The sequence below is a fragment of the Sphingopyxis sp. genome (assembly GCF_050725655.1).
In the GTDB taxonomy this organism is placed as follows: domain Bacteria; phylum Pseudomonadota; class Alphaproteobacteria; order Sphingomonadales; family Sphingomonadaceae; genus Sphingopyxis.
On record NZ_JBOHHT010000037.1, the window covers coordinates 1 to 14,669 of the forward strand.

Below are 14,669 nucleotides of genomic sequence, written 5' to 3' on the forward strand. Positions count from 1 at the left end.
CCTCCCCATCGCTGCGCGACAGGGAGGATTGCTGAAAAACAGCGCTTTCCTACATTATCGGACTATGCCAGCCTGCACACAGGCTCTTTGAATCGTCGATCATCACCCGCGCACGGCGGTTTCCCGCACCACGTCTTAACGCGACAAAGGAGACAGTTTCGGGGCGTCCATGCGTATTCTTTGTCGCCTTAAAGCCACAAAGGACACAAATCATAGTCGTCGATGCGGGGCTTTTGTGGCTTTAGCCGCCCAGCTGGACCGTTCCGCCCTTGATCCAGCCCCAGCGGCATGGGCCCTGATATTCGCGCGCATTGGGCACCGACTTGCCGACGCCGCACATGTCGGGATCGGTGCCGGGCGCCGCGAAGACGACGCCGAACCACGCGTCATTCTCGGCCGCTTCGCACAGCGACACGCTCGCGCCGCCGGCGAGCTTCGCCTTGACCGCGCGGGTTTCATCGGGCGCCCAATAGACGTCGGTGCCGCCCGTCTTGACGCGGCTGATGCTCGAACAGGCGGGCAGGCTCGGCCCTTCGGTGCCGATCATCACCGCGCGCGTTGCCAGCGGTTCGCCCGCGACAGTGGGGGCATTGTCGGCCGGCGGCGCGGGCTGGCTGCACGCGGCGAGCGAGGCGATCAGAAGGGCGGCGAGGGGAGAAGCGAGACTATGTTTCATGGACGCGAAACTAGCCGCCACGGCGCCCCCGCGCAACGCTCGTCGCGATAAGGCCGAGAGCCGCATTTTCGCTTGGGTTTTTGGGTCCGCGACCCTATATAATCGATATGACGGACACCCCAGAAAATACGGCGCCGGTCGCGCCCGCAAACCAGCCCAACACCAACGCCTATGGCGCCGATTCGATCAAGGTTCTGAAGGGCCTCGACGCGGTGCGCAAACGCCCGGGCATGTATATCGGCGACACCGATGACGGGTCGGGGCTGCATCACATGGTGTTCGAGGTTTCGGACAATGCGATCGACGAAGCGCTCGCGGGGCATTGCGACCTCGTACTGATCACGCTGAACAGCGACGGATCGGTCAGCGTCGAAGATAACGGTCGCGGCATTCCGACCGGCATCCACGCCGAGGAAGGCATTTCGGCGGCCGAGGTCATCATGACCCAGCTCCACGCCGGCGGGAAGTTCGAGAACACCAGCGACGACAATGCCTACAAGGTGTCGGGCGGCCTGCACGGCGTCGGGGTCAGCGTCGTCAACGCGCTCAGCGAATGGCTCGAACTGACGATCTGGCGCGATGGCGAAGAGCATTGGATGCGTTTCGAACACGGCGATGCGGTCGCGCCGCTCCGGGTCAACGGACCGGTTCCGGCGGGAAAGAAGGGCACCCGCGTCACCTTCTCGGCGTCGACCGACACGTTCAAGAACGTCCTCGAATTCGATTTCGAAAAGCTCGAGCATCGTTACCGCGAGCTGGCGTTCCTCAATTCGGGGGTGCGTATCAAGCTGGTCGATGCGCGCCATGCCGAGCATGTCAGCCACGACCTCTATTACGAAGGCGGCATCGGCGCGTTCGTCCGCTATCTCGACCGCAACAAGACCGCGCTGCTGCCCGATCCGATCGCGATCAGCAGCGAGCGCGACGGCATCGGCATCGACGTCGCGCTCGAATGGAACGACAGCTATTACGAGAATGTCCTCTGCTTCACGAACAACATCCCGCAGCGCGACGGCGGCACGCACCTTGCGGCGTTCCGCGCCGCGCTGACGCGCACATTGAACGGCTATGGCGACAAGTCGGGCATCCTCAAGAAGGAAAAGGTCTCGCTGACCGGCGAGGATATGCGCGAAGGGCTGACCGCGATCGTCTCGGTCAAGCTGCCCGATCCCAAATTCAGCTCGCAGACCAAGGACAAGCTCGTCTCGTCCGAGGTGCGCCAGCCGCTCGAAAGCCTGATGGCCGACCGGATGACCGAATGGCTCGAGGAAAATCCCGCTTATGCCAAGGCGGTGATCCAGAAGGTCATCGACGCCGCCGCGGCGCGCGAAGCCGCGAAGAAGGCGCGCGAACTGACACGGCGCAAGGGTGCGATGGATATCGCGAGCCTGCCCGGCAAGCTCGCCGACTGTCAGGAACGCGACCCGACCAAGTGCGAACTCTTCCTCGTCGAGGGCGATTCGGCAGGCGGATCGGCCAAACAGGGCCGCGACCGCAAGGTTCAGGCGATCCTGCCGCTGAAGGGCAAGATTTTGAACGTCGAGCGCGCGCGTTTCGACCGCATCATCTCGTCGAAGGAAGTCGGGACTTTGATCCAGGCGCTCGGCACCGGAATCCGCGACGAATTCAACCTCGAAAAACTACGCTATCACAAGATCGTGATCATGACCGACGCCGACGTCGACGGCGCGCATATCCGCACCTTGCTGCTCACCTTCTTTTATCGCCAGATGCCCGAGATCATCGAGGGCGGCCATCTCTACATCGCCCAGCCGCCGCTCTACAAAGTCGCGAAGGGGCGGAGCGAAGTCTATCTCAAGGACGATACCGCGCTCGAAAACTACCTTGTCGACGGCGGTATCGATGCGCTGATGCTCGAAACCACGGGTGGCGCACGATCGGGCGCTGACCTCCGCGACCTGATCGAACATGGCCGGCGTCTGCGCGCGCTGATGCGCTATGTCCCGCGCGGCCATAATTACGAGCTCGTCGAGGCACTGGCGCTGAACGGCGCGCTCGATCCGGAGCTCGACAGCACCGGACGTACCGCGGCGGGCGTGCGCGCCGCCGAATGGCTCAACGCCGCCGAGCGCGCGCTCACCGGGGGCGCCGAGGCGAAATGGACGATCGTCGCAGTTGACGGCGGCTATACGCTCGAGAAAAGGTGGCGCGGGGTCAGCGACCATCATGCGATCGACGCCGCCTTCCTCGCAAGCCAGGAAGCACGCCGTTTGCACAAGCTCGCGGGCGAACAGGCCGACACCTACGCCCATCCCGGCCGGTTGGTGAAGGGCAGCGGCGCCGCGGCAATCGCCGCCGACGCCGCCGCGCTGGCTGCGGCCGAGACCGCCGAAGACGATGCCGAAGCAAGCGACAGCGACCTGCCCGCCGTCACCGCGGGCAAGGTCACGCCGATCACGCGTCCGTCCGAACTGCTCGAGGCGATCTTCGCGCACAGCCGCAAGGGTCTGGCGATCAGCCGCTACAAGGGGCTGGGCGAGATGAATGCCGAACAGCTCTGGGAAACCACGCTCGACCCGTCGAACCGTTCGCTGCTGCGCGTCGAGGCCGATCAGGCCGATGTCGCGCACGAGATCTTCGAAAGATTGATGGGCGACGAGGTCGAACCGCGGCGCGATTTCATTCAGACGAACGCGCTGTCGGTGGCGAATCTGGACGTATAATTCAGCTATTGTTCCGTTAAAACCGAACAAATCGCACATCCGGACGCAAAATCACTTCAGTCCAACGCGCGGCGGCTTGCCTTGGCGGGCCGCCGCTGCTTTTGGCACCTCCTCTGGACAAGGGGATGATGTCATGCGGGCCTTTTCAGCCATGCTGATACCGCTTCTGCTTACGGTTTCAGCCGCAGCGCAAGAAGTCGAAGTCACGGACGATCCGATCGCCAACCCAATTGCGGACATCGTCGATGAAACCGAAATCGGTGGCGGAGTCGCGAGCTATTACGGCAACGAATTGGCCGGAAACCGCACCGCGAGCGGGGAGCGTTTCGACCCCGGCCAGCTCACCGCGGCGCATCGGTCGCTTCCCTTCGGCAGCATGGTGCGCGTCACCAACACCTCGAACGGCGACAGCGTCGTGGTGCGCATCAACGACCGCGGCCCCTTTTCGCGCGGGCGCGTGATTGACGTCAGCCACGCCGCGGCACGCGAAATCGGCATGCACCGTAGCGGCACCGCGCGCGTTAAGCTGGCATTGCTCAACGACGATTAGGCCCCGCCGCTTTCCGGCCCCCGAAGCTTTCGATTGAGCATCCGTAACAGTTCGCCCGTTCGCCCTCCGCCCTGTGGCGGATCGGGATAGCGGCACAGTATTTCGATGACCTTGGGATTTGTGCCGCGCGCCGTGCGTTCGACAAAACCATGCCCCACGACCGGATCGTCGCCTGCCGCCAGCTCCGCCGCGCGGGCGGCGTGTGCCGCCGCGCCAAGGATATGGCGGACCTGCGTCGCACGCGCCAAGGGATGCAGGAAGGCAGCCGCCGGAGCGCACATCGCCGCCCGCGCAGCCTCGCTCGCCGCCCGGTCGTCCGTTTCCTGCGCGGCCTTATGCCCCGCCCAGGCGACATCACGGAGCGCTTTGACGCGCGGACCTCCGCACGCGAAGATTCTTGCGGCAGCAATCGCTTCGCGCGGGCGCGAATCCGACACGCAGGTCCGTTCGAAAATGGCGATCACTTTCTCGGCGCTGTCGGCGGCATAAGCCGCAACCTCGCGGAGGTCCGGCAGGTCGAGATCGATTTCAGCGGTCATGCGGACTAGTCGAACACCGACCAGCCGGCCGCATAGGCGAAATGCTCGAGCGCGACGGCGCCCGCCAATGACGTGCCGGCATCGTTGAGCGCAGGCGACCATACCGCGATCGATCCCTGCCCCGGCGCGATACACAGGATGCCGCCGCCAACGCCGCTCTTGCCCGGCAGGCCGACGCGAAAAGCGAATTCGCCTGAATTGTCGTAGTGACCGCAGAGCATCATGATCGCGTTGATGCGACGCGCGCGGTGCGGTTCGATCAGCTGTTCGCCGGTAAGCGGATCGCGCCCTTCCATCGCGAGGAACAGCCCGGCGCGCGCGAGCTGACGGCACGACATGGCAATCGCACATTGGCGGAAATAGACGCCGACCACCGTTTCGACCGGATGTTTCAGGTTTCCGAACGCGTCCATGAAATGCGACAGGCTGCGGTTGCGCGCGCCGGTTTCGGATTCGGAAAGGGCCACGTCGAAATCGATTCCGATGCTGTCGTCGCCCGCCCGCGCGCGCATGAAGTCGACGATCTCGTCGGCGACGGCATCGCCGCCGCGCCCGTCGATCAGCCGGTCGGTGGTCGCGATCGCGCCCGCGTTGATCAGCGGATTGCGCGGGATGCCATGCTCGCTTTCCAATTGGACGATCGAGTTGAACGCCGACCCCGACGGTTCGCGCCCGACGCTGTCCCACAGCGAACTGCCGACGCGGCGCAGCGCGAGCGCGAGGGTGAAGACCTTCGATACCGACTGGATCGAGAAGGGCTCGTCGGCGTCGCCCGAGGTATGGACGTTGCCGTCGGGCAGCGCGAGCGCGAAGCCGAGCTTGTTCGGATCGACCTTGGCCAGTGCGGGGATATAGCCCGCAACGCGGCCTTGGCCGAGGTGTGCGGCGGCCAGCGTCATCGCTTCGTCGATATGGGTGCGGAGGTTTTCGGTCATCGGGCAACTTTAGCATCTTCACGCACATACGCATGTATTTTCATTTTTATAGAAATATTCTATGAAATGGAAATTACTCACGCGACTCGGGAGAAGGAACATGGTCGATCATCCGCGCGGCAAGGGGCTTTCGAGCGCCGTCAGTTACCAGGACAGCAAGGCGGCATTCCGCTGGCTGGAGGAAGCGTTCGGGTTCGAGCCCCTGTTCGTGCTGCTCGACGAAGCGGGCAACCTCGCGCATTCCGAAATGGGGTTCGGCAATTCGGCGTTGATGGTCGGCAATGAATGGTCCGATGACCACAAGAGCCCGAAATCGATCGGCGGCAAGAACACGCAGTCGGTGCATGTCCAGTTGAGCGTCGGCGACGACATCGACGCGCATTGCGATCGCGCCCGCGCCGCGGGGGCCGAGATCATCGCCGAGCCCGAGACGCAATTCTATGGCGACCGCAGCTACCGCGCCAAGGATCCCGAAGGGCATATCTGGACCTTTGGCGTCACGGTCGAGGAAAAGACCGCCGAACAATGGGACGCCGAGGGCGGCTTCACGACCAAGACGCGGCTCGACGATTGAGCGCCGCACTCGACCGGATGCTGGGCGCGCTCGCCGATCCGAAACGGCGGCGCACGATCGAACTGCTGGGCGAGCGCCCGCGCAGCGCGGGCGAACTCGCGGGCGAACTCGGGCTCGCGCCGCCGTCGATGAGCCGCCATTTGCGCGCGCTGAAGGAAGGCGGGCTCGTCGAGGACGACCATCCGGCGTTCGACGCGCGCGTGCGTATCTATTCGCTCAAGGACGGCGCAACCGCCGAGCTCAAGCAATGGCTGGCCGAGACCGAGGCGCTGTGGTCGTACCAGCTCGCGGCGTTCAAGGCCCACGTCGAGGGCGGCTGATGACCGCCGCGGTGATCGTCGCGCTGCGTATCGGTGTGGCGCCCGACGTCGCCTTTACCGCTTTCACGCGCGACATCGGGATGTGGTGGAAGAGCCATCCGCTGTTCCAGCTTTCGCGGAAGGGCGATGGCGCATTGCGATTTGATCCAGAAGGGCCGGGCGGGCGGCTTGTTACCCGCTTCGACGACGGCAAGCAGTGGGAGATCGGCGCGGTGCACCATTGGCTGCCCGGCGAGCGGCTGGCGTTCGGCTGGCGACTGCCGAGTTTCAAGGCCGATCAGGCGACCGAGGTCGATGTGCGCTTCGAGGCGGTCGGCGACGAGACGCGTGTGACGGTCGAGCATCGCGGATGGGACAGCATCCCGCAAAAGCATGTCGCGCGGCACGGGTTCGAGCTGATGCTGTTCCAGCGGCGGCTGGGCGAGTATTGGCGGGGGTTGCTCGAAGAAATGGAAGCGCGGGTTTGAGCGGACATCCGTTATGGGGCGCAGAGCCGTCTTTCAATCATCCACTTTCGTCATCTCAGGCTTGACCCGGGACCCGCCTTCCTTCTCGCTGACCGTGAAAGACGAGGCAGGCCCCGGGTCAAGCCCGGGGTGACGATTAGGGGAGACGGCAACCAAGGTCGAAAGCGGACATCCCCGAACGTCATCGATGAGAGAAAGATTGCGCGCGCCTCTCTCGCGCCCCACGTGCCATATATGTCCCTCCCCGCCCCTTTTACCGACTGGTTCGCCGCGCGCGGGTGGCGCCTCAGGCGGCATCAGGCCGATATGCTGGCCGCGGGCGCGCGGGGCGAGAGCGCATTGCTCGTCGCGGCGACGGGCGCGGGCAAGACCTTGTCGGGCTTCCTGCCGACGCTCGTCGATCTGGTGCAGCATCCGACCGACCGGTTGCACACACTATACGTGTCGCCGCTGAAGGCGCTCGCGGCCGACGTCGAGCGCAACCTCCTCGGTCCGATCGCCGAGATGGAACTCGACATCAGCGTCGAGAGCCGCAGCGGCGACACGTCGTCGGACAAGAAGGCGCGCCAGCGCAGCCGGCCGCCGAACATCTTGCTGACGACCCCCGAATCGCTGTCGCTGCTGCTGTCCTATCCCGACAGTTTCACGATGTTCGCCGATCTGAAGACCGTGGTGATCGACGAGATCCACGCCTTCGCGCCCGGAAAACGCGGCGATCTTCTTTCGCTTGCACTATCCCGGCTCCAGACGATCGCGCCGGGGCTGCGCCGCGTCGGCCTGTCGGCGACGATCGCCGACACCACCGCCTATCGCGGCTGGCTGGCGCCGAACGGCGACGCGGAGGCGGTGACATTGGTCGAGGGCGAGGCCGGCGCCGATCCCGAAATCGCGATACTGCTGCCCGAGGGCGCGGTGCCATGGGCGGGGCATTCGGGGCGCTGGGCGGTGCATCAGGTGATGGACGAGGTCGCGAAGAACCGCACGACGATCATCTTTTGCAACACGCGCGGGCTCGCCGAACTGACCTTTCAAGAGCTGTGGAAGGTCAACGACCTGTCGCTGCCGATCGCGATCCACCACGGCAGCCTCGACCGCGAGGCGCGGCTGCGCGCCGAGGCGGCGATGGCCGAAGGGCGGCTGCGCGCGCTCGTCGCGACGTCGAGCCTCGACCTCGGGCTCGACTGGGGCGACGTCGATTGCGTGATCCAGATGGGCGCGCCGAAGGGGTCGTCGCGCTTGCTCCAGCGCATCGGCCGCGCCAACCACCGGCTCGACGAGCCGAGCCGCGCGCTGATCGTGCCGGGCAACCGCTTCGAATATCTCGAGGCGCGCGCGGCGCTCGACGCCGTCGCGGCGGGCGAGCGCGACGCCGACCGCTTTCGCCCCGGCGCACTCGACGTGCTCGCGCAGCATGTGATGGCACTCGCCTGCGCGGCGCCGTTCCGGGAAGATGCGCTGCTCGCCGAAATCCGCTCGGCGACGCCCTACCAATGGATCGATGCGCCGACCTTCGCGCGGCTGCTCGGCTTCGTGCGCGACGGCGGCTATGCGCTCAAAAGCTACGACCGGTTCCGCCGCCTCGCGCCCGACGGGCAGGGCGGATGGCGCATCGCGCATCCGCGCCTCGCCGCGCAGCACCGGTTGAACGCCGGGATCATCGTCGACGCGCCGACGCTCGACGTGCGGTTCAAGAACGGCCGGCGCCTCGGCAGCGTCGAGGAATATTTCGCGAGCATGCTGACCCCGGGCGACACCTTCGCCTTTGCCGGGCTCAGCCTCGAGGTCGAATCGATCCGCGATACCGACCTCTATGTCTGCGCGACGACGCGGCCCGCGCGCATCCCGAGCTATATGGGCGCACGCATGGCGCTGACGACGCGGCTCGCCGACCGGGTGCGCGGTTTCCTTGCCGATCCCGCGAGCTGGCAGCGTTTTCCCGAGGATGTCCGCTTCTGGCTGGAGATGCAGCAACTGCGTTCGGTGCTCCCGCGCCCCGGCGAGCTGCTCGTCGAAACCTTTCCACACGAAGGGCTCCATTATATGGTCGTCTATCCGTTCGAGGGATGGAATGCGCACCAGTCGCTCGGCATGCTGATCACCAAAAGGATGGACCGCGCCGGGTTGCAGCCGATGGGGTTCGTCGCGTCCGACTATGCGCTCGCGACCTGGTCGCTGCGCCCGGTGACCGATCCAGCCGCGCTCTTCGATTCCTCGATCCTCGAGGATGAATTCATCGAGTGGGTCGAAAGCTCGCATTTGCTCAAGCGCGCGTTTCGCGAGGTCGCGGTGATCGGCGGGCTGATCGAGCGGCAGCATCCCGGCAAGCGCAAGACGGGCAAGCAGGTGACCTTTTCGACCGACCTGATCTTCGACGTGCTGCGCAAGTACGAGCCCGACCATCTGCTGCTCGAAGCCGCGTGGGCCGATGCGCGCGAGCGGCTGACCGACGTCGCACGCCTCGGCGACCTGCTCGACCGGGCCGCGGGGACGATGCTGCACCGCACGCTCGACCGGATCAGCCCGCTTGCGATCCCCGTGCTGGTGCTGATCGGGCGCGAGAATGTCGCGGCGGCGGACATCGACGACGCGCTGCTGGGCGAGCTGGCGGACAGCCTGGCCGAGCAGGCGATGGGGGCGGGTTAGCGATCCTCCTCCCTGTTGGCGGATTTTGCTACCTTCGTCACCCCGGGCTCCATCTAGTAACCGCCGCGTCAATGGATTCCAGATCAAGTCCGGGATGACGAAAGTCTGAAAATGACCAGTCGCGGGCATTCGGCGTTTCGCTTGCTGCGACGCTCGATGAGGCGTAGATTGCGTCCAAATATAATGAGGATGCCAGCGATGACCAATGCTTCCAAGCGGTCCGTCCTTTTGGCGCTGTTCGCCGCGCCCGCGCTGATCGGCGCGACGCCGGCGCCCGCCGATCCGGCGCCCGCCCCCGCCCCGGCCGGCGACATCGTCGCACCGCCCGTGACGGTGGTTCCCTTCATCCAGCCGTTCGACCTCGACGCGACGCGGCGCATGTCGGTGAAGGTCATGGTCGGCGGCAAGGGCCCCTTCGCCTTTCTGGTCGATACCGGCGCCGAGCGGACGGTGATCGCCCGCGAACTGGCCCAAAGGCTGGGACTGGCCGAGGGCGCGAAGTTGCGGCTCGCCACGATCGGTGGCTCGGCGACGGTTCCAAGCTACCGCGTCGCCGCGTTGCAGATGTCGAACCTGCACCTCGCCTCGGTCGAAGCGCCCGCCTTTTTCGGGCGGCATATCGGCGCCGCGGGACTGATCGGGGTCGACATGCTCGAAGAACGGCGCGTGCTGATCGATTTCCGCAAGGAAAGCATGCAGATATTGGAAACGCGGCGCCGCGCGCCGTCGCTCATCAAGGACGATGACGCGATCGTCGTCACCGCGCGCAATTCGGCGGGGCGCCTGATCCTGTCGGACGCGCGGCTGAACGGCAAGCGCATCGACGTGATCGTCGATACCGGGGCGCAGACGAGCGTCGGCAATATCGCGCTGAAAAAGCTGGTCGCGAGCAAGCGCGCCAACCGTTTTCCCTTTGTGGCGACGATCCTCGACGCGGTCACGGGCGAGGCGGTGCCCGCGATGCGCACCGCGATCAAGCGCATCGTGATCAACGGCATGGACGTCAACGACCTGCCGGTGAGTTTTGCCGACAGCCAGGCGTTCCGCGCGCTGGGCCTGCACGAACGGCCGGCGCTGCTGCTGGGGATGGACAGCCTGTCGCTGTTCGATCGCGTCGAGATCGATTTCCCGAACAAGCGCGTCGTGTTCGACCTGCCCGACGGGGCGCACCGCGAGTCGGGCCAACGCTTCGCCGCAAATGGGGTCGCCGCGGGCAGCTAGGGCGCTTGCGGCGGACCGCCGCCGCCGCCATAGCGGGCGCATGTCCGCCGCCGCGACTTTCGATTTTGCAGGCCAGCTGTTTCAGATGCTGGCCGACCGCGCGCTGTTCTGGCCGCGCCACGGCGCGTTGATCGTCGCCGACCTGCATCTGGAGAAAGCGAGCTGGTACGCCGCGCTCGGTCAGCCACTGCCGCCCTATGACAGCCACGACACGCTCGACCGGCTCGCCGCGCTCGCGGCCGAAACCGGCGCGCGCGCGATCTGGTGCCTTGGCGACAGTTTTCACGACCGCGACGCGGCGGAGCGCATCGTCCCCGCGGTCGCCGAACGCCTGTTCGGGCAGGCGGCGTCGGCGAAACTGCTGTGGATCGCGGGCAATCACGACGGGCTGACCGGCGGCGCATGGGGCGGCGAGGTTTCCGACGAGCTGGTGATCGACGGCATCGTCTTTCGCCACCAAAGCTCGCGCATCGAAACGCGGCCGGAAATTTCGGGGCATTTCCATCCCAAATTGCGGCTCAACATCCGCAGCCGCGCGGTATCTCGCCCCTGTTTCGCGGGCGATGCGCAGCGCCTGATTCTTCCCGCCTTCGGTGCGCTGACGGGCGGGCTCGCGGTCGACGACGCGGTCATCGCCGCGAATTTTGACGGTGCGTATGAGGCGATGCTGGTCGCGCGCGGTCGCCGACTCTGCTTCCCCTGCCCCGGCCGAGCCGGCGATGACGCTACGGCAAGCCGCGCGGTTTCCGCTCGCTAGACCCTAAGCCTCGCCGAACAGGCGCTTTTCCGCCTGTGGCTAAAAAGCATCACCCCGCCAAAAACGACGCAAATACGTGCCTCCCGCTGGATCGGCCGCGCAATTGGGTTATGCTCCGTCCGCAACAAAAATATATAAATGTTGAGAGGAGTGCCCGATATGAAATCATCTTCCCTTCGTGCTGCCCGATTTATGCGCACCAGCGCGCTCGGCGTATCGCTTGCCATTGCTGCCGCATCCGTACCGGCCTTCGCCCAGAATACCGCGGCCGATGCGCCGGCCGACACCGCGACCGACGACAGCGACAACACCCCGATCATCGTCACCGCGCAGGGCCGCGCCCAGCTCTTGTCCGACGTGCCGGTCGCGATCTCGGCGGTCAGTGCCGAAACGCTGCAGAACAGCGGCGCGAACGACATTCGCCAGCTGAACCAGCTCGCGCCGTCGCTGCTCGTCTCGTCGACCGGCTCGGAAGCCAATGGCTCGGCGCGTATCCGCGGCATCGGCACCGTGGGCGACAACCCCGGCCTTGAAAGTTCGGTCCCGGTGTTCATCGACGGCGTCTATCGCTCGCGTTCGGGCATCGGCCTCAACGAACTCGGCGAACTCGATCGGATCGAAGTCCAGCGCGGCCCGCAGGGCACGCTCGGCGGACGCAACTCGTCGGCGGGTCTGATCAGCATCTATTCGAAAAAGCCCGATTTCAACTTCGGCGCCACGGGTGAAGTCACATACGGCAATTATGATTATTGGCGTCTCGGCGGCAGCGTCACCGGCCCGCTCGGTGAAGCGCTCGCGGCGCGCCTCGACGGCGTGTGGGTCAAGCGCGACGGTTTCTACAAAGACACCGCGAACAACCGCGACGTTAACAACCGCGACCGCTATTTCCTGCGCGGCCAATTGCTGTTCGAACCGACCGATGCACTGTCGGTCCGCCTCATCGCAGACTATACCTCGCGCGAGGAGGAATGCTGCGCCGCGACCTATGTCGGCCCGAGCGTCAACCCGTATATCGGCAATCTCAACAACCCCAGCACCGTCGGTGCGGGCGCGACCCCGACGTCGAACAATATCATCAACGTGCTGCGCGACCTCGGCCAGTCGGTCGGCGCCTTCAACCAGGGTTACAGCCGCGACATTTCGGTCACTCCGGGCCGCGGCTTTGCCGGCAAGACGAAGGATTACGGCTTCTCGGGCCAGATCGACTATGATTTTGGCGGCGCGACGCTGACCTCGATCACCGCGTATCGCGAGTACCGGTCGAGCCAGGCCGGCGACGTCGACTATGGCACGGTCGATATCCTCTATCGCGCGCCCGATGCCGACGCGTATCGCCAGTTCCACACCTTCACGCAGGAACTGCGCCTGCAGGGCGAAGCGTTCGACGGCAAGCTCGACTGGCTCGTCGGCGGCTTCTACGCCGATGAAAAGCTGCGGGTGCGCGACAATCTACGCTTCGGCACCCAATATGGCCGGTTCGCGGCGTGCCGCCTGATCACGGGCACGGCGCTCTCGGGCCTCTATTCGCCGGCCAGCCCGTCGTGCATCATCCCGGGCGTCGGCCCGGCGACGCTGCTGGGGGCCTTCGGTCCCGCCGGCCCGGATATCGTCGCGAGCCTCGCGGCGCTCGACGGGATCAGCGACAAGGGCAGCATCAACGACGTCTATCGCCAGAACGGCAAGAACTGGGCGTTGTTCACGCACAATATCTTCCACATCACCGACAAGCTCGATTTCACCTTCGGCGTCCGTTACACCAACGACAAGAAGAAGTTCTCGGCGACCTTTACCAACGACAACACCGCCTGTCAGGTGATTCAGGGCCGGTTGCTCGACGACCTGCAGAGCCCGAACGCGACCATCCGCGCCGTCGCGGGCGGCCTGATCGGCCTCGGCTGCCAGGGCAATTCGACCGCCGAGCTCAACAATGTGTCAATCAACGACAAACGGAGCGAGGACGAATGGACCGGCACCGCGATCCTGTCGTACAAGCCGGTCGACGACCTGATGGTCTATGCGAGCTATTCGCGCGGCTACAAGGCGGGCGGCTTCAACCTCGACCGCTCGGCGCTGAAATCGCCGATTCTGCCGTTCGCGGCGACCCCCGGCGGGGCGCAGGGCCTGGTTGGCGCGCTCCAGTTCGACCCCGAAAAGGTCAACAGCTATGAAATCGGCGCCAAATATGCGACCGGTCCGTTCGGTCTGGGCCTGACCTTCTTCCGGTCGGACTTCACGAGCTTTCAGCTCAACACGTTCGATGGCACGGTCTTCGTCGTCCAGAACGTCAACGGCTGCGACAGCGATCTGAACGGCGGCGACCGCGACCAGAGCAAGTTCACCGGCGCCCCGAACTTCAATGCCGCGGCGGGAACGACCGGAGCCTGCCCCAGCGACGACGTAAGCTATGGTGTCCGGTCGGAAGGCTTCGAACTTGAAGCCTCGCTCGTTCCGGCGCGCAGCTTCCGCATGACCGCCGGCCTGACCTATGCAAAGACCAAATATCGCGGTCAGCTGGTCGGCAATAATTCGGGCGCGCCGCTCAATCAGGCGCTGCGCCTGCTGCCGGGCGACAATCTGTCGAACGCGCCCGAACTGGTCGCGACCGGCAGCGTCGCCTGGACCCCCGACATCGGCAGCAACGGCCTCTCCGGTCTCGTCTATGTCGATGGCCGCATGACCAGCGATTACAACACCGGGTCGGACCTGTTCCCGCAGAAAGCCCAGAATGGCTACGCGCTGTTCAACGCACGCATCGGCATTCGCGGCCCCGACGAGAAATGGGGAATCGAATTCTGGGGTCAGAATATCTTCAACAAGCAATATACCCAGGTCGCGTTCAATTCGCCCTTCCAGGAGGGTGCGACCTCGGCGACCGCCGCCTTTGCCGACCCGCAATATCCGGGCGGTCGCCAGATCTTCTCGCAGTTCCTCGCCGAACCCAGGACCTATGGCGTGACGCTGCGCGGCAAATTCTAAGCAGCAGCGAATTACGGACTATCGGGGGCGGGACACATGCTGTTCCGCCCCTTTTCTTTTGGCCGGGCAAGTCAACCCGTCACATCTGACAGCTGTGACATAAATGACGCGGCACGCCGGACAATGAGGTTACCGAACGGGCTTGCACTGGCCTGGCGCGGCCCGGTCATGATAGGCTGCTGCACAAATAGAATATCGTGAAGCTCTCCCGCGAAAAAACACCTGTGGAGGAGGGCCCATGACCATGAAAGACTGTTTCCGCCGTACCCGCCTGCTGCGCGCCAGCGCCGCGGGCCTGCCGCTTGTCCTCGCCCTGTGGGCGGCGCC

The 14,669-nt window shown here is 65.2% G+C and carries 12 protein-coding genes; 9 read left to right on the forward strand and 3 right to left on the reverse strand.

The annotated features are described in order from the left end of the window. Nucleotides 1-241: 241 nt before the first annotated feature. Complete coding sequence (locus ACREBX_RS05155; protein ID WP_431560683.1) at nt 242-676, reverse strand: hypothetical protein; 435 nt, start codon at nt 674-676, stop codon at nt 242-244. Nucleotides 677-783: 107 nt separating this feature from the next. Between ACREBX_RS05155 and gyrB the strand changes: the two genes are divergently transcribed. After that, nucleotides 784-3,360 (forward strand): DNA topoisomerase (ATP-hydrolyzing) subunit B, encoded by a 2,577-nt coding sequence (gene gyrB, locus ACREBX_RS05160; RefSeq protein ID WP_431560684.1) that lies wholly within the window; start codon nt 784-786, stop codon nt 3,358-3,360. Nucleotides 3,361-3,493: 133 nt separating this feature from the next. Continuing rightward, nucleotides 3,494-3,910, forward strand: a complete 417-nt coding sequence (locus ACREBX_RS05165; protein ID WP_431560685.1) for a septal ring lytic transglycosylase RlpA family protein — start codon at nt 3,494-3,496, stop codon at nt 3,908-3,910. Here the strand turns inward: ACREBX_RS05165 and ACREBX_RS05170 are convergent. Both ACREBX_RS05170 and ACREBX_RS05175 read right to left on the reverse strand, forming a co-directional pair. Continuing rightward, a complete protein-coding gene (locus ACREBX_RS05170; RefSeq protein ID WP_431560686.1) occupies nt 3,907-4,449 on the reverse strand; it encodes a putative immunity protein in 543 nt (180 codons plus the stop codon). The genes ACREBX_RS05165 and ACREBX_RS05170 overlap by 4 nt on opposite strands. A gap of 5 nt (nt 4,450-4,454) precedes the next feature. After that, nucleotides 4,455-5,384, reverse strand: a complete 930-nt coding sequence (locus ACREBX_RS05175; RefSeq protein WP_431560687.1) for a glutaminase — start codon at nt 5,382-5,384, stop codon at nt 4,455-4,457. A 100-nt stretch (nt 5,385-5,484) separates the two neighbouring features. Here ACREBX_RS05175 and ACREBX_RS05180 point away from each other — a divergent pair, with 100 nt between their 5' ends. The 7 genes from ACREBX_RS05180 (at nt 5,485) to ACREBX_RS05210 (ending at nt 14,342) form a co-directional block, all read left to right on the forward strand. After that, a complete protein-coding gene (locus ACREBX_RS05180) occupies nt 5,485-5,958 on the forward strand; it encodes a VOC family protein (protein ID WP_431560688.1) in 474 nt (157 codons plus the stop codon). Continuing rightward, on the forward strand, nt 5,955-6,278 hold the full coding sequence (locus ACREBX_RS05185; RefSeq protein WP_431560689.1) for an ArsR/SmtB family transcription factor: 324 nt from the start codon (nt 5,955-5,957) through the stop codon (nt 6,276-6,278). The genes ACREBX_RS05180 and ACREBX_RS05185 overlap by 4 nt, the downstream gene beginning before the upstream one ends. Then, nucleotides 6,278-6,745 carry an SRPBCC domain-containing protein gene (locus ACREBX_RS05190; protein ID WP_431560690.1) on the forward strand — a complete coding sequence of 156 codons (468 nt, stop codon included), beginning with the start codon at nt 6,278-6,280 and terminating at the stop codon, nt 6,743-6,745. Before ACREBX_RS05185 ends, ACREBX_RS05190 begins: the two co-directional genes overlap by 1 nt. Before the next feature lie 234 nt (nt 6,746-6,979). Further along, nucleotides 6,980-9,388, forward strand: coding sequence for a ligase-associated DNA damage response DEXH box helicase (locus ACREBX_RS05195; RefSeq protein WP_431560691.1), 2,409 nt, complete (start codon nt 6,980-6,982; stop codon nt 9,386-9,388). 198 nt (nt 9,389-9,586) lie between these two features. After that, nucleotides 9,587-10,609: an aspartyl protease family protein gene (locus tag ACREBX_RS05200; RefSeq protein ID WP_431560692.1), complete on the forward strand. Its 1,023-nt coding sequence runs from the start codon at nt 9,587-9,589 to the stop codon at nt 10,607-10,609. A gap of 40 nt (nt 10,610-10,649) precedes the next feature. Beyond that, complete coding sequence (gene pdeM, locus ACREBX_RS05205; protein WP_431560693.1) at nt 10,650-11,366, forward strand: ligase-associated DNA damage response endonuclease PdeM; 717 nt, start codon at nt 10,650-10,652, stop codon at nt 11,364-11,366. Nucleotides 11,367-11,525: 159 nt separating this feature from the next. Next, nucleotides 11,526-14,342: a TonB-dependent receptor gene (locus tag ACREBX_RS05210; protein ID WP_431560694.1), complete on the forward strand. Its 2,817-nt coding sequence runs from the start codon at nt 11,526-11,528 to the stop codon at nt 14,340-14,342. The last annotated feature ends 327 nt before the right edge of the window (nt 14,343-14,669 follow it).